Origin of the sequence: Actinosynnema sp. NPDC002837, from assembly GCF_040295345.1 — a bacterium.
Taxonomy (GTDB): Bacteria; Actinomycetota; Actinomycetes; order Mycobacteriales; family Pseudonocardiaceae; genus Actinosynnema.
In genome coordinates this window covers 16,270-38,530 of the sequence record NZ_JBEOVG010000038.1, presented here as the reverse complement: position 1 = coordinate 38,530, position 22,261 = coordinate 16,270, and the positions used below count along the sequence as shown (strand labels likewise).

Annotated in this window: 20 protein-coding genes; 8 read left to right on the top strand and 12 right to left on the bottom strand. The window is 73.8% G+C overall.

Translation table 11 applies throughout. The annotated features are described in order from the left end of the window. Positions 1-18 precede the first annotated feature (18 nt). Positions 19-432 carry a DUF2000 family protein gene (locus ABTZ99_RS24460; RefSeq protein WP_499614239.1) on the bottom strand — a complete coding sequence of 138 codons (414 nt, stop codon included), beginning with the start codon at positions 430-432 and terminating at the stop codon, positions 19-21. A gap of 49 nt (positions 433-481) precedes the next feature. Here ABTZ99_RS24460 and ABTZ99_RS24455 point away from each other — a divergent pair, with 49 nt between their 5' ends. The 4 genes from ABTZ99_RS24455 (at position 482) to ABTZ99_RS24440 (ending at position 9,939) form a co-directional block, all read left to right on the top strand. Further along, positions 482-1,291, top strand: coding sequence for an AraC family transcriptional regulator (locus ABTZ99_RS24455; protein WP_499614237.1), 810 nt, complete (start codon positions 482-484; stop codon positions 1,289-1,291). Between the two features lie 84 nt (positions 1,292-1,375). Beyond that, the gene (locus tag ABTZ99_RS24450) at positions 1,376-6,058 is read left to right on the top strand and encodes a hypothetical protein (protein ID WP_499614235.1); all 4,683 of its coding nucleotides are present in this window, start codon (positions 1,376-1,378) and stop codon (positions 6,056-6,058) included. A gap of 109 nt (positions 6,059-6,167) precedes the next feature. Continuing rightward, positions 6,168-7,928 carry a glycoside hydrolase family 3 protein gene (locus ABTZ99_RS24445; RefSeq protein WP_499614233.1) on the top strand — a complete coding sequence of 587 codons (1,761 nt, stop codon included), beginning with the start codon at positions 6,168-6,170 and terminating at the stop codon, positions 7,926-7,928. A 4-nt stretch (positions 7,929-7,932) separates the two neighbouring features. Next, the gene (locus ABTZ99_RS24440) at positions 7,933-9,939 is read left to right on the top strand and encodes a serine hydrolase (RefSeq protein WP_499614230.1); all 2,007 of its coding nucleotides are present in this window, start codon (positions 7,933-7,935) and stop codon (positions 9,937-9,939) included. On the opposite strand, the gene ABTZ99_RS24435 is transcribed toward ABTZ99_RS24440, so the two are convergent. Continuing rightward, entirely contained in the window at positions 9,940-10,569 is a 630-nt protein-coding gene (locus ABTZ99_RS24435) for a TVP38/TMEM64 family protein (RefSeq protein ID WP_499614228.1), read from the bottom strand. 80 nt (positions 10,570-10,649) lie between these two features. Between ABTZ99_RS24435 and ABTZ99_RS24430 the strand changes: the two genes are divergently transcribed. Together ABTZ99_RS24430 and ABTZ99_RS24425 are read left to right on the top strand one after the other, a co-directional pair. Then, positions 10,650-11,027, top strand: coding sequence for a hypothetical protein (locus ABTZ99_RS24430; protein WP_499614225.1), 378 nt, complete (start codon positions 10,650-10,652; stop codon positions 11,025-11,027). A gap of 78 nt (positions 11,028-11,105) precedes the next feature. Beyond that, entirely contained in the window at positions 11,106-11,714 is a 609-nt protein-coding gene (locus ABTZ99_RS24425; RefSeq protein ID WP_498779425.1) for a DUF305 domain-containing protein, read from the top strand. 32 nt (positions 11,715-11,746) lie between these two features. Here ABTZ99_RS24425 and ABTZ99_RS24420 read toward each other — a convergent pair whose 3' ends face one another. The 3 genes from ABTZ99_RS24420 to ABTZ99_RS24410 all read right to left on the bottom strand — a co-directional run bounded on the left by ABTZ99_RS24420 (position 11,747) and on the right by ABTZ99_RS24410 (position 15,001). Continuing rightward, positions 11,747-12,100 carry a hypothetical protein gene (locus tag ABTZ99_RS24420; protein WP_499614222.1) on the bottom strand — a complete coding sequence of 118 codons (354 nt, stop codon included), beginning with the start codon at positions 12,098-12,100 and terminating at the stop codon, positions 11,747-11,749. Between the two features lie 98 nt (positions 12,101-12,198). Continuing rightward, complete coding sequence (locus ABTZ99_RS24415; RefSeq protein ID WP_499614219.1) at positions 12,199-13,605, bottom strand: MFS transporter; 1,407 nt, start codon at positions 13,603-13,605, stop codon at positions 12,199-12,201. A gap of 280 nt (positions 13,606-13,885) precedes the next feature. Beyond that, positions 13,886-15,001 (bottom strand): serine hydrolase domain-containing protein, encoded by a 1,116-nt coding sequence (locus ABTZ99_RS24410; protein WP_499614217.1) that lies wholly within the window; start codon positions 14,999-15,001, stop codon positions 13,886-13,888. Between the two features lie 218 nt (positions 15,002-15,219). Here ABTZ99_RS24410 and ABTZ99_RS24405 point away from each other — a divergent pair, with 218 nt between their 5' ends. Then, the gene (locus ABTZ99_RS24405; protein ID WP_499614215.1) at positions 15,220-15,570 is read left to right on the top strand and encodes a DUF6223 family protein; all 351 of its coding nucleotides are present in this window, start codon (positions 15,220-15,222) and stop codon (positions 15,568-15,570) included. Here ABTZ99_RS24405 and ABTZ99_RS24400 read toward each other — a convergent pair. The 4 genes from ABTZ99_RS24400 to ABTZ99_RS24385 form a co-directional block, all read right to left on the bottom strand. Further along, positions 15,489-16,226, bottom strand: coding sequence for a response regulator (locus ABTZ99_RS24400; RefSeq protein ID WP_498779434.1), 738 nt, complete (start codon positions 16,224-16,226; stop codon positions 15,489-15,491). The genes ABTZ99_RS24405 and ABTZ99_RS24400 overlap by 82 nt on opposite strands. Next, a complete protein-coding gene (locus tag ABTZ99_RS24395) occupies positions 16,223-17,329 on the bottom strand; it encodes a sensor histidine kinase (RefSeq protein WP_498779435.1) in 1,107 nt (368 codons plus the stop codon). Before ABTZ99_RS24395 ends, ABTZ99_RS24400 begins: the two co-directional genes overlap by 4 nt. 65 nt (positions 17,330-17,394) lie before the next feature. After that, positions 17,395-17,667 carry a GlsB/YeaQ/YmgE family stress response membrane protein gene (locus tag ABTZ99_RS24390; protein ID WP_498779437.1) on the bottom strand — a complete coding sequence of 91 codons (273 nt, stop codon included), beginning with the start codon at positions 17,665-17,667 and terminating at the stop codon, positions 17,395-17,397. Positions 17,668-17,741: 74 nt separating this feature from the next. Continuing rightward, positions 17,742-18,194 (bottom strand): VOC family protein, encoded by a 453-nt coding sequence (locus tag ABTZ99_RS24385; RefSeq protein WP_498779438.1) that lies wholly within the window; start codon positions 18,192-18,194, stop codon positions 17,742-17,744. A 126-nt stretch (positions 18,195-18,320) separates the two neighbouring features. On the opposite strand from ABTZ99_RS24385, the gene ABTZ99_RS24380 reads away from it, so the two are divergent. Next, positions 18,321-18,866: a cysteine hydrolase family protein gene (locus tag ABTZ99_RS24380; RefSeq protein WP_498779439.1), complete on the top strand. Its 546-nt coding sequence runs from the start codon at positions 18,321-18,323 to the stop codon at positions 18,864-18,866. Positions 18,867-18,919: 53 nt separating this feature from the next. Here the strand turns inward: ABTZ99_RS24380 and ABTZ99_RS24375 are convergent, their stop codons facing one another. The 3 genes from ABTZ99_RS24375 to ABTZ99_RS24365 all read right to left on the bottom strand — a co-directional run bounded on the left by ABTZ99_RS24375 (position 18,920) and on the right by ABTZ99_RS24365 (position 22,254). Continuing rightward, positions 18,920-19,669: a GH12 family glycosyl hydrolase domain-containing protein gene (locus ABTZ99_RS24375; protein WP_498779440.1), complete on the bottom strand. Its 750-nt coding sequence runs from the start codon at positions 19,667-19,669 to the stop codon at positions 18,920-18,922. Between the two features lie 102 nt (positions 19,670-19,771). Continuing rightward, positions 19,772-20,377, bottom strand: a complete 606-nt coding sequence (locus ABTZ99_RS24370) for a hypothetical protein (RefSeq protein ID WP_498779442.1) — start codon at positions 20,375-20,377, stop codon at positions 19,772-19,774. A gap of 41 nt (positions 20,378-20,418) precedes the next feature. Then, a complete protein-coding gene (locus ABTZ99_RS24365) occupies positions 20,419-22,254 on the bottom strand; it encodes a WD40 repeat domain-containing protein (RefSeq protein WP_499614208.1) in 1,836 nt (611 codons plus the stop codon). Positions 22,255-22,261 lie beyond the last annotated feature (7 nt).

Genomic DNA, 22,261 nt, shown 5'->3' with positions numbered 1-22,261 from the left:
GCGGCGGTCGGGCGATCGTCAGGGGTGCATCCGGGCACCCTTGAGGGCCTTGTCGACGGCGTTGCGCGGGCCGTGCACGCCGATGCCCACCAGGTCCAGCTCGGCACGCGGCACGGCTCGCACGGCGGCGCGGTTGTCCGCGTCGTTGCCGGCGGCGAACAGGTCGGAGGTGAACACCGCCGACGTCAGCCCCCGCGCGACCACCTTGGCGTGCGCGGTGGTCAGCACTTCCTTGCCACCGGTCAGCACGAGCACCGGTTGGCCGAGCATCGGCAGGTACCGCGTGCCGTCCGCGTCCTCGTACGGCTCCCCGACGGCCTCCGGCACGGCCGAGGTGAGGGCGCCGGCCAGGAAGGCGGTCACGTTCAACGCCTGCCACGGCGCCAGGTCGTCGCGGAGCAGGACGGCGAACTTCGTCTCGAATCGTTCCACCCGCACACCGTCGCCGAACCGGGCGGCGCCCGTCTTGTACGTTCTTGACGTGGGCCCCGACATCGCCGCGTGGCGGCCCGCCGTGCCGGGCATCGCCGAGGTGCTGCACGCGCGCTTCACCGACCACGCCTACCCAGCGCACACGCACGACGCGTGGACGTTGCTGCTGGTCGACACCGGCACGGTGACCTACGGCCTGGACCACCGCGAGCACGGCGCACCACCCGCGTCGGTCACCCTGCTCCCACCGCACGTGCCGCACGACGGCCGCAACGCCACCTCCGAGGGCTTCCGCAAGCGAGTCCTCTACCTCGACACGTCCGTCCTCGGCACGGACCTGGTCGGCGCGGCGGTCGACCACCCCGCGTTCGCCGACCCGGCGTTGCGCCTGCGCGTGCACCAGTTGCACGGCGTGCTGCACGGCGGCGACGAGTGGGAGGCCGAGTCGAGGTTGGTGCTGGTCCGGGACCGGCTGCGCACCCACCTGACCCGGCGCCCGCCGAGGACACCTGCCGCGGAGCCCGGCCTCGCCCGCACGTTGCGGGACCTGCTGGACGCCCACGTGACCGACGGCCTCACCCTGACCGACGCCGCGACCCGGCTGGCCGCCGCCCCGGAACGCCTGGTCCGCGCGTTCACCCGCGAGTTCGGCCTGCCACCGCACCGCTACCTCACCGGCCGCCGCGTCGACCTGGCCCGCCGCCTGCTGCTCGACGGCCTGCCACCGGCCGAGGTGGCACCGGCCGTCGGCTTCTACGACCAGTCCCACCTGACCCGGCACTTCCGCCGGATGCTCGGCACCGCACCGGGCGCTTACGCGCGATCGGGCACCTCACGCGCGGTCCGCTACCGCACCTGACCCGCTCACGACCACGACAGGACCACCCGTCCGTCGCCGCAGTATTGCGGGACCGCGCGGAAGTCCGGTCTGGATGATGCGGGGGTGCGAGTTGGTGACGAGTCCGACGGGCCCGCGGCGGCGGCCGGGAACGGGACCGGCGGCTCCGGGGCCGTGGCGAACGCCGCGGCGGCCACGTCGGGCGGTGTGGTCGTCCAAGCGGGACGGGACGTCAACCTCCGGACTGGTGAGCCGGTCCGGACCCGGTACCGGCACCAGGTGCTGAGGATCGTGCCACGCGAGCTGATCGGTCGCGGGTCGGAGTTGGCCGACCTGGCGGCGTTCTGCTCCGAGGAGTCGGCCGACGGCTGGTTCCGGTGGTTGAAGGCGGCGGCGTGGGCGGGCAAGTCGGCGTTGCTGTCCTGGTTCGCGGTGAACCCGCCGCCCGGCGCGCGGGTGGTGTCGTTCTTCGTGACGGCGCAGCTCGCCGACCAGGCCGACCGCGTGGCGTTCGTGGAGAACGTGCTGGAGCAGTTGCTCAGCATGCTGGGCGAGCAGATGCCACCGTTCCTGACGCCGGCCACGCGTGAGGCGCACCTGTTGGGGCTCTTGGAGGACGCGGCCTCCCTCTGCGCCGACCGCGGTGAACGCCTGGTGCTCGTCGTGGACGGGGTGGACGAGGACCGGGGCGTCGGCACGGGGCCGGACTCGCACAGCATCGCCGCGCTGCTCCCGGCCCGCCCGCTGAAGGGGTTGCGGGTCGTGGTGGCCGGACGGCCCGACCCGCCCGTGCCCGACGACGTGCCGGAGGGCCACCCGCTGCGCGACGGCGGGATCGTGCGGGAGCTGGAGGTCTCGCCGGAGGCCCGCGCGGTGCGCGCGGAGATGAAGCGCGACCTGAAGCGCCTGCTGGCCGGCCGCCCCGAACGCGACCTGCTCGGCCTGGTCGTCGCCTCCGGAGGCGGGCTGACCGCGGACGACCTCGCGACGTTGACCGGCACCCTCGCCTGGGAGGTGCGCGAACACCTCGGCACGGCGACAGGGCGGAGCTTCACCCGGCGCGACAACGACCTCGCCCCCGGCACGGCCCCGGAGGTGTACCTGCTGGCGCACGGCGACCTGCGGGTCACCGCCGCGGAGATGCTGGGCGCGGAAGCGGTGTCCGCCTACCGGGAGCAAGTCCACCGGTGGGCCGCGGGGTACCGGGACCGGGGTTGGCCCGCGGAAACGCCGGAGTACCTGCTGCGCGGCTACCTCTTCATGCTGCTCACCACGGCTGACGTCGGGCAGGCCACCGCCCTGTGCACCGATCCCGTCCGCCACGAACGGCTGTTCGCGCACACCGGTGACGACCGCGCCGCCCTCGCCCAGCTCGCGGCGACCCTCGACCGCCACGTCACCGGCGACGCGCCGGACCTCCTCGCGGTCGCCCGCCTGGCGGTGCACCGCGACCACCTGACCGATCGCACCACGCGCGTGCCGCCGGACGTGCCCAGGCTGTGGGTCCGCATGGGCCGGGCCAACCGGGCGGTCTCGTTCGCCCTGGCGGTCACGGACGACCACCGGCAGAGCTCCATGCTCGTGTCGGTCGTGGACGCGCTGGTCGACGAGGGCCTGCACGACCAAGCCGCGGAGACCGCCGCCCTCATCCCCACCGCGTCCCGCCGCGGCACCACCCTGGTCTCCCTCGCCCGGACCCTCACCGCCACCGGACGGCACGGCCAAGCCGCAGACCTCCTCGACCAAGCCGTCACCACCGCCCTGTCCACCGACGACCCCGACCACCGGAGCCTGGTCCTGGTCGCCGTGGTCGACGCGCTGGTCGACACCGGCCGGCCCGACCGGGCCGCGGAGACCGCCGCCCTCATTCCCACGCCGGCCCGGCGCGGCACCGCCCTGGTCCACGTCGCCGGCGCGCTCACCGCCACCGGACGACGCGACCAGGCCGCGGACCTGCTCGACCAGGTCGTCACGACCGCCCTCGCCCTCGACGACCCCCGACGCCAGAACCCGCTCCTGGCCGACGCAGTCGGCGCGCTGTTCCACAGTGGACTGCACGACCGGGCGATCCGGACGGCCGCCACGATCACCAACCCCTTCCGCCAGGGTGAGGTGCTGACCTCCGTGGTCAGGTCGTTGATCAGGGCCCGCCTCCACGACCGGGCCGTCGAGGCCGCGCGTGCCGTCGCCGACCCCGGCTGGAAGGGCGCCGCGCTGGTGTCGGTGATCGAGTCGCTGGCGGCGGAAGGCTCGCACGGGCGGGTCCAAGACCTCCTGGAGGAGGTGACCGGGGCCGTCCGCGCCATGCCCAACCCGTACCAGCGGAACACCGCGTTCGTGTCGATGGCCAGGGCGCTCGCCACCGCCCACCACGACGACCGGGAGGACCGGCCCGAGCGCGCCGCCCTCGCGCCCACCGACCACGCCTGGTCGGGATCGTCCCTGGCGTCGGTGGTCACCACGCTGACCCGCGCCGGTCACCACGACCGGGCGGCGGAGACCGCGCGCTCGATCACCGATCCGGCCGCGCGGCGAGCCGCCCTGGTGTCCGTCGCGGACGCCCTGGTCGAGGCCGAGCAGCACGACGAGGCGGAGTACGCCGTCGTGTCCGCCACCGACCGCTACCGGCGCAACGCGGCGTTGGCGTCCGCGGCGAAGGCGCTGGCGGACGCCGGCCTGCCCGAGCGGGCCTTGGCGACCGGCCGCTCGATCGTCGGGCGGCCCGAGACCGCCCCGGTCGTGGCGTCGCTGGTCGAGGCGGGCATGTTCGACCAGGCCGTGGAGGTCGCGGTCGACGCGGGCGACAGCTCGGTGCTGGCGTCGGTCGGCCGGAGCCTGGTCGAAGCCGACCGGTGCGCGTTGGCCGTCGAGGTCGCCCGGCTGATCACCGACGACGACCAGCGGGACCTGCTCCTGACGGCGGTGGCCGAGTCCCTGGTCGAGGCGGGACTGCCCCACCTGGCCCTGGACACCGCCGCGCGGTCGATCACCGACGCCTACCGCAGGGTGTTGGCGCTGGTCCCGATCGTCAAGGCGTTCGCCGAGGACGGCGCCCGTGATCGGGTGGACGAGGTCGCGGACCAGGCGGTCGGCGCGGCACGCTCGATCACCGACGCCTACCGGCGGAGCTGGGCGTTGCGGGTGGTGGTCGGGGTGCTGGCCGTGAACGGGCGGAGCCGCCGGGCCGAGGTGCTCGTGCACGAGATCGTCGACGCCGCCGACGCGATCGGCGACCTCGACCTGCGGTGCCTGGCCCTGGAATCGGCGGCCGGCACGCTCATCGACGTCGGCCTGCACGCTCCGGCGATCGAGGTCGCGCGGTCGATCGCCGACCCCGAACGGCGGGCCGCGGAACTGGTGGCGCTGGCCGAGGCGCTGCACGAGAGCGGTTTCCGCGACCGGGCCGAAGACCTCGTCGACGAAGCCGTCCAGGTCGCGCACACGGCCACGGACCCGTTCCAGGACGGCCGGGCGTTGATGACGCTCGCCGAGGTGCTCGCCAGGGCCGGGCACCCCGTTCGGGCCGTCGCCGTGGTCGGCTTGATCACCGATCCCGACCGCCGCGCCTGGGCTCTGGTGTCCGTGGCGAAGGGGGCGGTCGAAGCACGCCTGCTCGACCGCGCCGAAGAGCTCGCCGACGAGGTCGTCCTGGCGGCGCGCTCGATCCTGGACCCCTACCGGCGGAGCTCGGCGCTGGCGTCGGCCGCCGGGGTGCTGCGTGCTCTCGGCCGGCACGACGAAGCGGAGCGCCTCGTCGACGAGGTCCTCCGGCCCACGCGGTCGGCCATCGACCCCGACCTGCGCGGGTCGGAACTGGTGGCGGCGGTCGAGGCGCTGGCCGAAGGTGGTCTGCACGACCTCGCGGCCGAGGCCGTCGCCCGGATCACCCGCCGCCACCAGCGTGCTTCGGCCCTCGCCGCGGTGGCCAGGGAACTCGCCAAGGCCGGCCGGCACGACCGGGCGGTCGAGACCGCGTCCCTGATCGTCGATCCCCAGCGGCGGAGCTGGTCGCTGCTGTCGGTGGTCGAGGCACTGGTCGAGGCGGGGCGGCACGACCAGGCGATCGCGCTCGCCCGTTCGATCCCCTGGCCGCACCAGCGGGGGCTCGCGATCGCCGGCCTGGCCGAACGCCTCGTCGCGACCGACCGCGAAGACCGCGTCGAAGGCCTGGTCGAGGAACTCGTCAAGGCCGCCGACGAGACCACCGGACCCGACCACCAGGCGCTGCTGCTGGCCGCGGCGTCGAAGGCGATGGCCGTGATCGGCCGCCACGACCGGGCCGCGGACCTGCTGGACCGGTCCGGGGTGGCGATGCGCGGCGTCCACGACCGGTACGACCGGAACTCGGTGCTGGCCGCGATGGCCACCGCCCTCGCCGCCGCGGGGCACGACGACCGGACCGGCAAGACCGTCGAGTCGATCACCGACCCCGACCAGCGCGCCGCGGCCTTGGCGGCGGTGGCCGAGACGCTGGCCACCTGCGGGCGCCACGGCCCGGCACTGGAGGTGATCGACGCCATGGTCGACCCGAACCAGCGGTCCCGGACCACGATGCGGCTGGCGCGCCTGGCCCGGGACACCGCTCCGAGGGACGCGGGCCGCTTGGCCGCCCTCGCCCTGCGGACCGCCCACTGGAGCACGGCCACCACCGATCTCCGCCACGTCTCCCTGCCGACGGTCCTGGCGATGATCGACGAGGTCACCGCGCTCACCCGGATGGGCACGGGCTCGCCCGCGGACGCCGAGCCGCCCGATGCCCCCTCCGGTCAGTACGCCCTCTTCGAGTAAGTCCCCACCCGGTCCTTCGCGCCAACGCCCCCCGAACGGGCGATGCCGGCGCCGGCGCCGGCTGCGTACATTCGACCGGATCGGTGATTTCCTCACTGTAGGAGTGCGCATGAGGAAAATCTTCAACCGACGACGGGTGGTCGTCGGGCTGGCGGCCCTGCTGGTCGGCTCCGCCCCGGCGGTGGCCACGGCCGGCACGGGTGACGTGGTGGCGGACGCGTTGCGGCGGATGAGCCTGGAGGAGAAGGTCGGCCAGCTGTTCGTCACCTACGCCTACGGCGCCACGGTCGACGCGTCCGACCCTGCCTCGGTGGCCGCCAACCGGCGACAGCACGGCGTGGACAACGCAGAGCAGCTGATCCGGAAGTACCACCTCGGCGGCATCATCTACTTCGCGTGGTCCGGCAACACGGCCAACCCGGCGCAGGTCGCCGCGCTGTCCAACGGCATCCAGCGGGTGTCGGCGATCCCCGCCCTGGTGAGCACCGACCAGGAGTACGGCGTGGTGTCGCGGATCGGGGAGCCGGTCACGCCGTTCCCCGGCAACATGGCGCTCGGCGCGGCCCGTGACCCGCGGGCGGCGGGCGAGGCGGCCCTGATCGCCGGGCGGGAACTGCGCGCGATGGGCGTCAACCAGGACTTCGCGCCGGTCGCCGACGTCAACGTCAACGCGCTCAACCCGGTGATCGGCGTCCGGTCGTTCGCCGAGGACCCGGAGCTGACGGCGGCGTTGGTCGAGGCGCAGGTCCGGGGTTACGAGCGGGGCGGCGTCTCGGCCACCGCCAAGCACTTCCCCGGCCACGGCGACACCGCCGTGGACAGCCACACCGGTCTCCCCGTGATCGGGCACAGCCGCGAGGACTGGGAACGGCTGGACGCGCCGCCGTTCCGCCGCGCGATCGCCGCCGGCATCGACTCGATCATGACCGCGCACATCGTGGTGCCCTCGCTCGACCCGTCCGGCGACCCGGCCACGCTCTCCCGGCCGATCATCACCGGCATCCTGCGCGACCGGCTCGGCTACGACGGCGTGGTGATCACCGACTCGCTCGGGATGGCGGGCGTCCGGCAGAAGTACGGCGACGACCGCGTGCCCGTGCTGGCCCTGAAGGCGGGCGTCGACCAGTTGCTGATGCCGCCCGACATCGACCTCGCGTACCACGCGGTGCTGGCGGCGGTGCGCGGCGGCGAGCTCACCGAGCGCCGCATCGACCAGTCGGTCCGCCGGATCCTGCGGATGAAGGCCAAGCGCGGCCTGTTCGACGACCCGTTCGTCGACCCGGCGAAGCTGCCGGAGGTCGTCGGGACGGCGCCGAACAAGCAGGCCGCGCAACGGATCACGGACCGGACCACGACGCTCGTGCGCAATGCGCTCCTGCCCCTGCGCACGCCGCCGTCCTCCGTGTTCACCACCGGCTGGGGCACGACCGCCGACCCGGTGCCGCACCGGCTCGCCACCGCCGTCGCCCGACGTTCGGCGACGACGAACGCCCTGGTCACCGGCACGAACCCGAACCAGGCGATGATCGACCGCGCGGTCGCCGGCGCGGGCGCGGCCGACCTGACGATCGTCGCGACCAACAAGGCGTGGACCGACGTCGGCCAGCAGGGGCTGGTGAAGGCGTTGCTGGCCACCGGGAAACCGGTCGTCGTGATCGCGGTCCGGGACCCGTACGACATCGCGTACTTCCCGGACGCGCAGACCTACCTGGCGACCTACTCCTACACCGAGGTCTCGGTGGAGTCGGCGGTGCGGGTGCTCTACGGGGAGCACGCCCCGGTCGGGAAGCTGCCGGTGACGATCCCGGTCGCGGGCGATCCCTCGACCGCGCTGCACCCGTTCGGCCACGGCCTGACCTGGGAGGGCTAACCCGATGCGTCGCCTGCCGACCGCCGTCCTGTGCGCGCTGCTGGTCGCGACACCGTCCGCGGTGGCCGAACCCACGAGCGCCGGGACCGTGCCGCTGACCGTGATGACCTACAACATCCACACCGGCATCGGCGTGGACGGCAGGCTGGACCTGGCGCGGGCAGCCGCGGACATCACGGCCTCCGGCGCCGACGTGGTCGGCGTGCAGGAGGTCGACGTCCACTGGATGGCCCGCAGCGAGTGGCGCGACCAGGCGACGGAACTGGCCGCCGCGGTCGGCATGGGCGTCTACTTCGCGCCCATCTACGACCTCGACCCGGCGGAACCGGGCAAGCCGCGGCGGCAGTACGGCGTGGCGGTGCTCAGCCGGCACCCGATCGTCGCGGCGGAGAACCACCCGATCACCCGGCTGTCCACCCAGGTGCCCGACCCGAGACCCGAACCGGCGCCGGGGTTCCCCGAGGTGGAGCTGAACGTGCGCGGCGAACGCGTGCACGTCTACGACACCCACCTGGACTACCGCGCCGACCCGGCGGTGCGGCGGGCGCAGGTCGCCGACATGCTGCGCGTGATGGCCGAGGACCGCGGTGACGCGCGGGTGCTGCTCGGCGACTTCAACGCGACGCCGGACGCGCCGGAACTCGCTCCACTGTGGACGGAACTGGTCGACGCCTGGGCGATGACCGACCCGTCGTCCCCCGGCATGACCTACCCGGCCGCGGCGCCGACCAAGCGCATCGACTACGTCGCCGCCGGCTACCCGGCCCGGGTGGGCGAGACGCGCGTCGTCACGACCGGGGCGTCGGACCACCTGCCCGTGGTGGCCGAGTTGGCCATCACCCGACGGCACGGTTCCCCTTGGGACGGACCGCTCCCCGACGACCGACTGCGTTACGGCACGGCACGGCAGGCCGGACTGGCCGCCGAGCACGTCGACCGGCTGGTGCCCGACGTCGAGGCGGGCGTGCGCGCGGTGCCCCAGGCGTTCCCCGGTGGCGTGGTGCTGGCCGCGCGCAACGGCGTGATCGCCCGCCACGCCGCCGTGGGAGACGCGCTGCGGTACGGGTCCGACGGCGCGGAACTGCCGCCCGACCAGCGGATCCCGATGCGCGAGGACACCATCTTCGACGTGGCGTCGATCTCGAAGCTCTTCACCACCGTGGTCGCGCTGCGACTGGTCGAGCGCGGTCTGCTCGACCTCGACGCGCCCGCCGCTCGCTACCTGCCCGAGTTCGCCGGCAACGGCAAGCAGGACGTCACGCTCAAGCAGTTGCTGACCCACACCTCCGGGCTGCCCGCCGGCTTGGCGCTCGGTTCGTACCCGACGGTCGAGCAACGGCTGGCCGCCGTCTACGCGGTGGCGCTCCGGTCGGAGCCGGGCACGCGGTACGTCTACTCGGACCTGAGCCTCATCGTGGTCGGCAAGGTGCTGGAACGGGTCACCGGCCGGTCGCTGCCGGACCTCGTGGCCGCGGAGGTCACCGAGCCGCTGGGGCTGCGCGACACCATGTTCAACCCACCGGAGAGCCTGCGGCCGCGCATCGCGCCGACCCAGCACACGGGTCCGCGCGGGCTGATCTGGGGCCAGGTGCACGACTCCACGTCCTGGTACCTCGGCGGCACGGCGGGGCACGCCGGCGTCTTCTCCACCGCGCGCGACCTCGCCGTCTTCGCCCAGGTGCTGCTCAACGGCGGCCGGTACGGCGACCGGCGGATCCTGCGGGCGGACAGCGTCCGGGCGATGACGACCAACTGGAACGCGGCCATCCCAGGTGCCGCCCGCGGGCTGGGCCTGGACGTCGACAAGCCCGCGTTCATGGGCATGCTGGCCACGCCGTACACCGTGGGTCACACCGGGTACACCGGGACGTCGCTGGTCGTCGAGCCGGCGAGCCGGTCCTTCGTGCTGCTGCTGACCAACCGCGTGCACCCGACGGCGGCCGGTCCGGCCACCAACCCCTACCGGCACGCCGTGGCCGACGACCTGGCCCGCGCCGTCCTGGACCGCTGACTAGACCTTCGACCGGCGGAGCAGGTGGCGGCCCCACACGACGCCGACCACGGCCAGCACCAGCCACGCCGCCGCGGCCGCGATCGAGCGGGGTGAGCCGAGGTCGAGCGCGGCGTCGCCGAGGGTCGCGGCCAGGGCGGTGGTCGGCAGCAGCCCGAGCGCGGTCCCGGCGGCGAAGGACCTCGGCGCGACGGCCGTGACGCCCGCGCCGTAGTTGGACACCGCGAACGGGATCACGGGGAGCAGGCGGAGCACCACCGTGGCGGACAGGCCGTTGCGCGCGAAGGCCGTGTCGAGCACCTTCAGCCGGCCGGAGCCCAGCCACCGCGCCACGGACCGCCGCCCCAGCAGGCGTGCGACGAAGAACGCGACCAACGCACCCGCCGTGAAGCCCGCGACCGCGACCACCAGTCCCGGCAGGACGCCGAACAGCAGGCCGGACGCCGTGGCCAGCACCGGTTTCGGGAAGAACGCCGCCGTCCCCGCCGCGCACACCGCGAAGAACACCAGCGGCGCCAGCACGCCGTTGCCCTCGATCCAGGCCCGGAGCTGTTCCGGGTCCGGCAGGTCGAGCAGCGTGGCGGCGAACGCGAGCGCCACGACCACGACGGCCGGCCCGACCACCCGCACGTGCCGCACCGTCTCCCCCGCGCTCCCCGCCGACCTCGAGGTCGACTGTCCGCCATCGTAGGTCCTTGTAGGATGGGCCCGTGCTCCACCGCGTCCGCACCCGAGCCTCGCTGTGGGCTCTGGTGTGGGCTGTCGCGTTCGCCGTCGTGGGGATGCACCACCTCGGCACGCACGAGCAGGCCGCGGTGACCGTGACCGCGGTGGCCGACTGCTGCGCGCACGGCGCGTCCGAAGAGCACGCGCCCGGTCCCGTTCAGCAGCACGACCTGCTGCACCTGTGCCTGGCGATCCTCGTCGCCGGGCTCGGCCTGCTGCTCGCCGTCCTCGTGCTCCTCCGCCGCGGCGTCCTCGTGCGGCTCACGTCGGCCACCACGCGGTCGGCCCGGCCGCGCTCACCTCCCCCGAGACCGGGCGGCGCGCCGGCGCTGCTCGCCACCCTCTGCGTCCTGCGGCTGTGACAGGCGGCGCGTGACGTCCCTTGTGGACGTCGACGCGACGCCGCGCAACCGACTCGGATCCACACCGCAGAGGACATCATGACCAGGAAGAACCTGGTCGGGACGGCGCTCGCCCTCCTGACCCCCGTGCTCGTGCTCGCCGGGTGCGGCAGCGACTCCACCGGCCACGACCCGGGCAGCACGACCGGCCACCCGAGCGCCGCCGCCGGCGCGCCGTCCGGTGGGCACAACGAGGCGGACGTCACGTTCGCGCAGGGCATGATCCCCCACCACCAGGGCGCGATCGAGATGGCGAAGCTCGTCCACGGCCGGACCACCACCCCCGAGGTGCTCGACCTCGCGTCGCGCATCGAGAAGGCGCAGGACCCGGAGATCAAGACCATGACCGGCTGGCTGACCGGCTGGGGCGCGCAGGTGCACACCACCGGCATGCCGGGCATGGACCACGGTTCGGACCAGCCCGGCATGGGCGCCGCCGAAATGGAGGCGCTGGCACAGGCCCGGGACACCGAGTTCGACCGGATGTTCCTGGGGATGATGATCAGGCACCACCAGGGCGCGATCGAGATGGCGAACGTGGAGCTCCGGCACGGCGCCAACGCCGAGGCCAAGGCGCTCGCCCAGCGGATCGTCGACGCGCAGCAGGCCGAGATCACCGAGATGCAGGGCCTGTTGCCGCCCGGCTGACGCCCGGCGGACGGCGACGGCGACCGCGCGCGTCAGCTCGCGGCGCTGTCGTCGGCCGGCCGGTCGATCAGGTGGTCGGCGAGGCCGGCCGGCATCTCGGCCCGGCCCGGCCCGCCCGCGGCGACCCAGTCGAGGACGTGGTCCACCGCCTCGTCGGTGAGCACGCCGCCCAGCCACACCGGCCGGGCGCCCGTGCCCCGGGCCGGCCTGACCACGACGACGTTGGAGAACTCGCAGGAGCTCAGGCAGTTGGCCACGGTGACCGCCCCCGGCCCCACGGCCTCCCGGAACTTCCGCAGGTGCGTCGCGTGGTCGACGTCCGGGTGCTTGTCGACGGTGCCGCAGCAGCAGCCCCGGCAGACGGTCACCTTGCTCGTTTCGGGCACCTGATCTCCCTGCTGCGGCGAACCAGTGGAAAGCTATACCCCGGCTGGGTATGCCCGAGAACGTAGCATACCCAGCCGGGGTACTGATCCACCGCGGGTCAGGCGTCGACCGCCACCGGCTCGACGACCCGGCCGCGCAGGGTGAAGGCGGCCAGCAGCGCGGCGGCCAGGGCGACCAGCGCGGCGCCGGTGAAGGCGGCCGAGTAGCCGTCGGTCAGCGCGACCGCGTCCCCGAGCCGGTCCGCGCCCCGCGACGTCGCCACCGCCGTCATCGCGGCCAGGCCGAGCGCCGAGCCGACCTGGTAGGTGGTGTTGACGATGCCCGAGGCCAGCCCGCCCTGGTCGGGGGCGACCCCGCCGATGGCGGCCATGGTCGCGGGGATGAAGACCAGCGCCATGCCGACCGCGGCGATCAGCGAGCCGGGCAGGACGTCGACGACGAAGCTGCCGCCCGGGTCGGCGGTGGCCAGCAGGCCGAGGCCGGCGGCGAGCACGGCGAGGCCGGCGACGATCAGGGGCTTGGCGCCGAAGCGGCCGATCAGGCGTCCGGTGACCGTGGTCATCAGCACGGTCATGAGCGCGGTCATCGGCAGCAGCGCCGCGCCGCTGGCGAACGCGTCGAACCCGAGCACCTGCTGGACGTAGAGGTTGAGGAAGTACCACATCGGGATCCACGCCGCGCCGAGCAACGCCATCGCGACGTTCGCCGCAGCCAGGTCGGGCGTGCGCCAGACCCCCAGCGGCATCAACGGGTTCTTGACCGTCCGCTGCACCAGCAGGAACGCGATCAGCAGGACCGCCGCGGCGCCGAGCTGCACCAGCGTGGCCGTCGACGCCCAGCCGCGTTCGGGCGCCTGCACGATGGCGTAGACGGCCAGCGCGAGCCCGCCGGTCACCGCGACCGCTCCCCCGACGTCCAGACCACCGCTGCGACCGGGGACGACGGGCAGCAGCCTCGGCGTGAGCGCGAGGGTCAGCAGGCCGATCGGGACGTAGACGACGAACACCCACGGCCAGCTCAGCCACTCGGTGATCACGCCGCCGAGGAACACGCCCGCGGTGCCGCCGGCCGGGGCCGCCGCGCCGTAGAACGCCATCGCCTTCGGCAGTTCGCGGGGCTGACCGGCGAACAGGACCATGAGCAGCGTCATCGCGGCCGGTGCGATCAGCGCCGCGCCGACGCCCTGCACCGCGCGGCCGACGACCTCCGTACCCGCCCCGGTCGCGGCGGCGGCGATCACCGAGCCGACGATCAGGGTGGCCCAGCCGACGGCGAACACGCGGCGTGCGCCCCAGAGGTCCGAGAGCCTGCCGCCGAGCAGCAGCAGGCCGCCGAGCGCGACCGCGTAGGCGTTGAACACCCACTGGAGCCCGCCGGGGGTGAAGCCCAACTCGCGCTGCATGTCCGGCAGCGCCACGGCGATGATCGAGGTGTCCATGATGACCATGAACTGCGCCGCCGCGAGCACGACGAGTGCCCACCAGCGCCGGGGATCGGGGTTCATGACGGGTCCTTCCTTTCGATACCCCTCGGGGGTATCCCGTGGAGCGATCGCGAACATACCCCCTAGGGGTATCACCCTGTCAAGCCGGACTTCCGCCCGCCCGCAACGTGGCGCCAACTCACGCGGCCGGCCGCGCCACCACCGCGGGCGCGCCGACCGTGACTTCATTGGCCGACCACGCGGCGATCTTCGACCGGTGGGAGATGTTCGACGTGGCCCGCGCCCTGACCGCGCTCGGCGCGTTCGGGCTCGTGGTCGGTCGGCGCGTCCCGACCGGGCGTCAGCCGCAGTCGACCCGGAGGTTGAGGTCGTCGCCCAGTTCGGCGGCGATCTCGGCGATCCGCGAGTGGTCGTGGAGTCGGCGGGTCACGTAACCCACCGCGTGGTCGTTGCGCAGCGACCACCACGCGGCCGACCCGCCGAACCCGCCGAGGCCGATGAACGAGCCGGTGCGGAACAGGCCGAGCGCCCAGTTCACCGTCGTGCCGACGACCTCGTCGTGACCGCACACCTGGGACGCCAGGAAGTCCGCGTGCAACCGCGGTCCGAGCAGTCGGCGGACCGGCCCGTCCGGCGCGGTCAGGCCCGCGTAGAACCGCGCCAGCGCGGTCGCGGAGGCGTGCAGACCGCTGGCGCCGAACACCGCCCGGTGCCAGTCCGGCGAGTTGAGGCGGGCGGGGTCCAGCGCGCCGACGGGGAGGGCGAGCGCGCGCTGGTACGACGAGGCGACCTCGGCCACGAGGTCGTCCGTGCTGCCGTCGATGCCCAGTTCGAGCTCGGCCACGCGGTCCAGGTCCCGTTCCGGCACGCCGAACCAGGCGTCGACGCCCAACGCCGGCCGGACCACGTCGGCGTACAGCTCGCCCAGCGACCGCCCCGTGGCGGCACGCAGGACCCCGTCGATCAGGTGGCCGTAGGTCAACGCGTGCTCGGCCAACACCGACCCGGGCTCGGACTCCGCCGTGGCCGCCGCCAGCTCACGCCGGAGCCCCGCGTCGTCCAGCAGGTCCACCGCGGCGGCCGAGGCCGGGAACGCGGGCAGACCCGCCCGATGGGTCAGGACCTGCCGCAACGTCGTGCGCTCCTTGCCGCCGGTCGCGTAGTCGGTCCAGTAGGTCGACACCGGCTCGTCCAACGACAACGCGCCGTCGGCCACCGCCGCCAGCGCGGTGAGCGCGGCGAACGGCTTGGAGGTCGAGTACGTGGTGACGAGGGTGTCGTCCCGCCACGGACGGCTGCGGGCCACGTCGGCCCAACCACCGCTCAACCGGACGACCTCACGTCCACCGGCCCACACCGACAGCCCGGCGCCGGTTTCCCGACCCTCGTCGACCATCCTCGTGAACACCCGGCGAACCTGCTCGTAGCCCTCCGCGACGAACCCGCTGACACCCACCGACCGCCCCCTCCGCCGACGACCTACCGTCCCACCATACCCCGTATGGGTATGACCGACGGCGAGCCCGCTGCGGCACGCGACCGCCACTGCGGTGGTACGGCGCGCGGAGGGCGTACAACCGGGGTGGTAGGAAGATCGGCAACTCCGGCATGACGACTCGCGGCCACCCCCGTTCCTACGCTGCCCGTACCTGTTGTACGAGTGGAGGAATCCCCATGCATGTCGCCAATGTTCTCGCCGCGGCCAGTGTCTACACGATGAGCCCGGGACGGATCGGCGCCAGTCTCGGCGCGGTGCTGGGGTTGGTCGGCCTCGTGGTGGGCGCACTGGCCCTCACCCGGCCCACCGGTCGCTTCGGCACCCGCACCGGACGGCTCGGGGCCCTCGTGTCCTTGGCGACGGGTGTCGTCGGCCTGGCGCTCGGCGGGCTCGTCGCGGTCACCTCCGACAGCGGCATCGGGACCGGCAACGGCCGTGGCGGGGCCTACGTTGCCTTGGTGGTCGGGTCGGTCGCCGTGGTCCTCGGCGGGTCGGCGCTGGCGCGCTCGCGCCGGGAGACCGCCTGATCGGTCAGCCAGCCCGGCACGGCGAGGCCGGACTCGTACGCGAGGATCACCAGCTGGGCCCGGTCGCGGACCCCCGCCTTGGTCATGATGCGACTGACGTGGGTCTTCGCGGTGGCCGGGCTCAGCACGAGCCGGGCGGCGATCTCGTCGTTGGACAGGCCGGCCGCCACCAGCGCCATCACTTCGCGTTCGCGGTCGGTGAGCGCGCTCAGCCGCGGTCCCGGGTCCGGGTGCGTGGCGCGGGTGGCGAACTCGGCGATCAGCCGGCGGGTGACCGACGGCGCGAGGAGCGCGTCACCGCGGGCCACGACCCGCACACCGTGGATCAGCTCGGCCGGCTCGGTGTCCTTGACCAGGAAGCCGCTCGCACCGGCCCGCAGCGCGCCGTAGACGTAGTCGTCCAGGTCGAACGTGGTCAGGATGATCACGCGGACGTCGGAGGTCGCGGTGATCTCCCGCGTGGCGGCCAGGCCGTCCAGCCCGGGCATCTGGACGTCCATGAGGACGACGTCGGGCCGCAGGTGCCGGGTGAGCCGCACCGCCTCCGCGCCGTCGGCGGCCTCGCCGACCACCTCGATGCCGTCCTCACCGTCCAGGATGGACCGGAACCCGGCGCGGACGAGGGTCTGGTCGTCGGCGAGCAGCAGGCGGATCACGCCGGCACCGGGTCCTCGCGCAGCGGCAGGCGGGCGTGGACCCGGAAGCCGCCGTCCGGGCGCGGGCCCGTGGTCAGCTCGCCGCCCAGCGCCTGCGCCCGTTCCCGCATGCCGAGGATGCCGTTGCCGGGCGCGCCCGGTGCGCCGGTGCCGTCGTCCTCGACCTCCACCAGCACGGTGTCGTGGTCGGGCCGGACGCGGACCACGGCGGCGGTCGCGCCCGCGTGCCGGGTCACGTTGGTCAACGCCTCCTGGACGATCCGGTACGCGGCCAGGTCGACCTCCGGCGGCAGCGGCCGGGTCTCGGCGAGCTCGACGCGGATCTCCAGCCCGGACCGCCCCGCCGTCGTGACGAGGTCGCCGAGGCGGTTCAGGCCGGGTGGCGCGTCGCCGTCCTGGCGCAGGGCGTTGAGCGTCGCGCGCAGCTCGCGCAGGGTTTCCTTGCTGGTCTGCTTGATCGCGGTGAGCGCCTGCTCGGAGCGGGCCGGGTCCGGGCGGTGCAGCGCGGCGCTGGCCTGCACGTTGATCAGCGAGAGGTGGTGCCCGAGCGCGTCGTGCAGCTCGCGGGCGATGCGCAGCCGTTCGTCGGTGGCGCGTCGCCGGGCCTCCTCCTCCATCCGCTGCTCGGCGGCGAGGGTGCGCGCCTCCGCTTCGGCGAGGTAGGCCCGGCGGTTGCGGGTCACGCCGACGATGACGGCGATGAGCCAGCCGGCGTGCAGGAACGTCGCGCCGTTGTCGGTCCGGTTGAAGCTGTCCGCGAGGGCGAAGGCGACGACCGAGGCGACGCCGAGCCCGATGGCGACGGCGAGGTGGCCCTCGTCGACGACCGTGTAGAGCGCGACCACGAACACGACCATGATCGGGCCGGGTTGGTGCAGCAGCGCCCCGTACGCGCTGATGGCGGCCAACGCCACCACGCCGACCGGGATCGGGTGGCGGCGGCGGACGACCAGCGCGCCGGCGGAGACCAGCACGACGAGCAGTGCCGCCCACTCGCCCGGGGTGTCGACGCCGCGCGACTGCACCAGCAGCCCGAGCAGCGCGACCAGGCCCGCGGCGATCGCCGCGGCGGTGTCCGCCGTCCGGCCACGCCCTCTCGACATGGCCGAAGCCTAACCCCCGCCGGGTGAGCGGGAGGTCAGGCTTCGACGGGGTCGGGCGCGGTGGGTCAGGCGACCCGTTTGCGGGTGTAGAAGCCCGCCGCCACGGCGACGCCACCGGCGGCGAGCGCGACCTGGATGATCACTTCGATCCAGTCGATGCCGCGGGTGTCGCCCACGCCGAGCGCGTTCGCGATGAAGGTGCCGATCACGGCCGCCACGATGCCGACGACGATGGTCAGCCAGATCGGGATGCTCTGCTTGCCGGGCAGCACGAGTCTGCCGAGGGCGCCGATGATCAGGCCCACGATGAGGGCGCTGATGATGCCGGAGACGGTCACGTTCACTCCTTCGAGTCAAGTGAGCCTCAGGTACCCGATCAGCGCCCCCGTCACTCCTCCGAAGTTCTCCCGCCCTACGACGCGCAGAACTCGTTGCCTTCCGGGTCCCGCATGACCCACCAGTGCCCGGCCGGACCCTTGTCGAACTCGGTGACGCGGGTCGCGCCGAGACCCTCCAGGCGGGCCACCAGCTCGTCCAGGCCGCCCGGCTCGCCGTGGATGTCGATGTGCAGGCGGTTCTTGCCGGACTTGGCCTCGGGCACGTCCTGGAACAGCAGCCGCCGCCCGCGCCCGACGCCGCTGGTCGCGTCGAACGGGTCCTCGGGGTGGCGGACGGCGGCGAAACCGCGGAAGTTCTTGCGACCGTTGTGCTCGATGACCGCTTCCGCGCCGAGGTGACCGGCCGCCAGCAGCTGCTCGATGAGCGCGCTCGGGTCCTCCACCTCGTAGTCCAGGGCCGCGGCCCAGAAGTCCGCGAGGGCGGGTGCGTTCTTGGTGTCGATGACCAACTTCCAGCTCAGTGCCATGTAACTGGTTATATAGGTTACAGCGGTCCCGGCGCAAACCGAGGCCCACCGCGAACGGCCGGACCGGCCGTTCCGTCGCGGCGCGACCGACCGCGTCGAGCCCGCCCGCGGCTAGGCTGCGCCGGCATGAACGCGGCACTGCTGATCGTCGACCTGCAGGAGATGCTGGTCCCGCTCGTCTGGCGCGGCGAGGAACTGGTCGACCGCGTCGCCGCGTTGGCGCGCGAGGCCCGGCGCAACGGCGTGCCGGTGGTCGCGTTGCGGCAGATCGGGCCCGGCGGCACGCCGTTCGACCCGGCGAACCCGGGAACGCGGATCAGCTCACGCCTCGGCCTCGAACCGACCGACGTGGTGCTCGACAAGACGGCGACCGACGCCTTCTACCGCACGGACCTCGCCGCGCTGCTCGCCGAACGGGACGTGGACACCGTGGTGCTGACCGGCCTGGCCACCGACTACTGCGTGGACGCCACGGCGCGGTCGGCGTTGAGCCACGGCCTGGACGTCGTGCTGGTCAGCGACGGCCACTCGCCGGCGGCCGACGGCGACCCGGAGGCGGGCCTCACCGCCGAGCAGGTCGTCGCGCGGCACAACCGGCTCCTCGGCACGGCCGTCCACCCCGGCGGCGCGGTGCGCCTGGTGCCGGCGGCGGAGGTCGTGTTCGAGCGCTGACCGCGCCGAAGGGCCGGTCCGGGGTGTCGGCCCGGACCGGCCCGGTGCTCGGATCAGCCGCTGACCGAGGCGGAGAAGTTGTTGACCGCCAGGCCGGTGCCGCCGTTCCACGGCTCGAAACCGGCTTGGATGCTGGTCAGGTACCAGGACGTGGTGATCGCGCCGCGGTTGCGGACGTCGTTGACGAAGTCGAGCACGTTGAACGACCACGACGTGATCGGCGACGGCGCGACGTAGGAGATCACGTTGTTGGCGCCGTTGCTGCCGCGCCAGACCTGCCAGCTGCGGCCACCGATGGTGGTGTTGCCGACCGCGCTGCCGATCGGCTGGATCGAGCCCTGGCGGTTGAACCAGATCATGATCTCCATCTGGTTGACCCCGTTCGTCTTGGGCGTCGGGTCGAGCCAGATGTCGTAGGAGGCGTTGTAGGTGCCGCCCACGTAGGTGTAGTTGATCGAGGACGAGGCGCTGCGGATCCGGCTGACCTGCATGGGCAGGTTGCTGCCCGGCGAGCAGTTGGAGTAGTGGCAGCCGAGGAACACCGACGGGTACGACAGCGGTGCGCCGTTGGTCGGCGCCGAGCCCTGCTGCTGGGTGATCCGGAAACCGGTCGAGGTGACGTTGATGCACTGGGTGGCCGACGAGCCCCAGCGGTTGTTCTGGACCACGTAGCGGCCCTGGATGGTGGTCGATCCGTACTGCTCGCAGATCGTGGTGTCGGCCTGGGCCGGCCCGGCTGCGGCGACGACCGCGGACGCGGCCATCAGCCCGGCCAGCACGAAGGCGCGGACAGTGCTTCGCATGGAACTCCTTCCGAAGGGTCCACGACGGCGGGGAATCTCCTGGGAGCGCTCCCAGGGTAGCCCGGAACACCCTCGGACGCCTACGGCGCACCGGATCCGTTCCTAGTCGTACGTCGCCAGCACCAGGCAGAGCAGCGTGCCGTCGTCGTCCACGATCTCGTGACCCGTGAGGTTCTCGGCCGCCACGGGGAGGACGATCCCGTTGAGCCCGGTCTCCGGGTCCAGCACCACGTCCACCCAGTTGTCGGGCCGGTGGTGCGGCCCCTTGGCCAGGATGCGGTCCCGCGCGTCGGGGAAGAAGGAGGGCACGTCGTCCTCGAACGGGAGCGTGGCGCGCATGGCCTCGTCGCCCCACAGCACGGCGTAGTCCTCGATCAGGTGGATGTCGTCGTACCCGTCGTGGTCCCACTCCGCCGCCGCGATGCGCGCGGGCTCGGCCAGCGGGATCACGACCATGCTCGCGAAGTACCGGAACCGGTCGGGTTCCCAGTGGTCCGCGATCACGGTGTGCGAGCCCACGTAGACCGGGTGGGGGCCGGCCGGCAGCGCGTGGGTGAAGCCGGCCTCGGTGCGCCACGGCGTCTCCCAGGTCACCCGACCGTCCGCCACGACGAGGTCGCCCGCGTGGTCGAACCAGTCGGGCCGGACCGTGTCCGAGCGCTTCGTGTACTCGTCGGCCAAGCGCCACAACAGCTTCTGCACGTCCACGTGGTCGTGTCCTCCCGGTCGTCCGTCGTCCCGCGCCGTCGTCACGCGGTCAGCCGCCGCGTCGTGATGCCCGTGTCCGAACCGGTGATGACGACCAGTCCGCCGTCCGGCGTGCCGAGTGCGGTCAGCTTCACCGCCCGGCCGCCGGAGCGGATCGGCTCACCCAAGCGGCGGCCGGTCTCCGCGTCCCACCGCAGCACGAGCCCGTCGGGCCCGGCGCTGACGAGCACCGGGCGCCCGCCACCAGGCCGGGCCGCGACCAGCGCGGTCACCGAGTGGGTCGGCGTGTGCCCCGCCATGGGCTCGCCGACGGGCTGCCCGGTCTCCGCGTCCCACCGGCGCACGACACCCTTGCGGCCCCCGCCGGCGAGCAGCACGCGCCCGTCGTCCAGGACGACCGCGGCCACGGGCCCGCGAACGCCGTCCTCACCCGTGATCGGCTCGCCCACCAGCGCTCCGGTCTCGACGTCCCACCGCAGCACGGTCTTGTCGTAGGCGGCGCTGACCAAGAGCGTGCGGCCGTCGCGGAGGCGCACGGCGACCAGCGACCGCACGTGGCCGGTGTGGCCGGTGAGCGGTTCGCCGACGGGACGGCCCGTCCCGGCGTCCCAGAGGCGCACGGTGTGGTCCTGGGAGCCGCCCGCGACCAGGACGCGCCCGGCGTGCTCGAACGCGAGCACGCACGTCACGGTCTTGGTGTGCCCGGTGAGGGGCTCGCCCAGTTGACGGCCGGTGGTGAGGTCCCAGCGCCGCACCGCCAGGTCCTCTCCCCCGCTGACGAGCAGCGTGCCGAGGGCGGCCACCGACCACACCGGGGCGGTGTGCCCCACGAGCGGTTCGCCGACGGGTCGGCCGGTGTCCAGGTCCCAGCGGCACACCTCGGCGCCGCTCGCGCCGACGAGCAGCGACCCGCTGGTGGTCAGCGACCGCACGCCCCGGGGCGGGCCGGTCAGCCGGTCGCCGACGGCCTCGCCGGTGGCCGCGTCCCAGCGGCGCACGTCGCCGTCGTCGCCGCCGCTGAACAACGTCGTGCCGACGACGGCCAGCGACCGCACGGGACCGCGATGGCCGGTCAGGGGCTCCCCCACCGGGGTTCCGCCGTCCCACCGGTGCACCGAGCCGTCACGGCAGCCGGCCACGAGCAGCGTGCGGCCGTCGTCCACCACGACCGGGAGCAGCGACAGCACCGCGGCGGGGTGGCCGGTGAGCGGGTCGCCCGCCGGCTGCCCGGTCGCCACGTCCCACCGGCGCACGCTGCCGTCGTCGGAGGCGCTGAACAGCGTGGTGCCGACCACGGCCAGCGACCGCACCGGACCGGCGTGGCCCATCACCGGCTCGCCTTCGGGCCGGCCCGTCACCGCGTCCCAGCGCCACAGCGCGCCGTCCGCGTAACCGCCCACGACCAGCGTGCGGCCGTCGGGCAGCGCCGCGGCGGCCAGTGACCAGACCGAGGACGCGCGGCCGCGCAACGGGTCACCCACCGGCAGACCGGTCGTCACGTCCCACCGGCGCACGTCGCCGTCGTCGGAACCGCTGAACACCACCGTGCCGACGATGGCCAAGGCCCGCACCCACCCGGTCCGGGGCACTTCCGCCAAGGGCTGGCCGGTGGCCGCGTCCCACCGCACCACGCGGCCGTCCCCGAACCCGCCGACGACCAGTGCGCGTCCGTCCTCTGTGGACGCGGCGGCCAGCGACCACACCCAGGCCCGACCGTCGAGCGGGTCGTCCAGCGCCTGTCCGGTGACCGCGTCCCAGCGGCGCACACCGCCGTCGTGCGACCCGCTGACGAGCACCGCCCGCCCATCGGCCCGTCGGACGGCGGTGAGCGCGGTGATCGGCCCGCGGTGCGGCGAACCGATCGACGACGTGGACATGTGAGTG

Coding starts and splice junctions, on each gene's coding strand:
- ABTZ99_RS24425 (WP_498779425.1), top strand. CDS start 11,106: ATGACCAGGAAGAACCTGGTCGGGACGGCGCTCGCCCTCCTGACCCCC.
- ABTZ99_RS24445 (WP_499614233.1), top strand. CDS start 6,168: ATGAGGAAAATCTTCAACCGACGACGGGTGGTCGTCGGGCTGGCGGCC.
- ABTZ99_RS24365 (WP_499614208.1), bottom strand. CDS start 22,254: ATGTCCACGTCGTCGATCGGTTCGCCGCACCGCGGGCCGATCACCGCG.
- ABTZ99_RS24395 (WP_498779435.1), bottom strand. CDS start 17,329: ATGTCGAGAGGGCGTGGCCGGACGGCGGACACCGCCGCGGCGATCGCC.
- ABTZ99_RS24440 (WP_499614230.1), top strand. CDS start 7,933: ATGCGTCGCCTGCCGACCGCCGTCCTGTGCGCGCTGCTGGTCGCGACA.
- ABTZ99_RS24375 (WP_498779440.1), bottom strand. CDS start 19,669: ATGCGAAGCACTGTCCGCGCCTTCGTGCTGGCCGGGCTGATGGCCGCG.
- ABTZ99_RS24380 (WP_498779439.1), top strand. CDS start 18,321: ATGAACGCGGCACTGCTGATCGTCGACCTGCAGGAGATGCTGGTCCCG.
- ABTZ99_RS24405 (WP_499614215.1), top strand. CDS start 15,220: ATGCATGTCGCCAATGTTCTCGCCGCGGCCAGTGTCTACACGATGAGC.
- ABTZ99_RS24415 (WP_499614219.1), bottom strand. CDS start 13,605: ATGAACCCCGATCCCCGGCGCTGGTGGGCACTCGTCGTGCTCGCGGCG.
- ABTZ99_RS24385 (WP_498779438.1), bottom strand. CDS start 18,194: ATGGCACTGAGCTGGAAGTTGGTCATCGACACCAAGAACGCACCCGCC.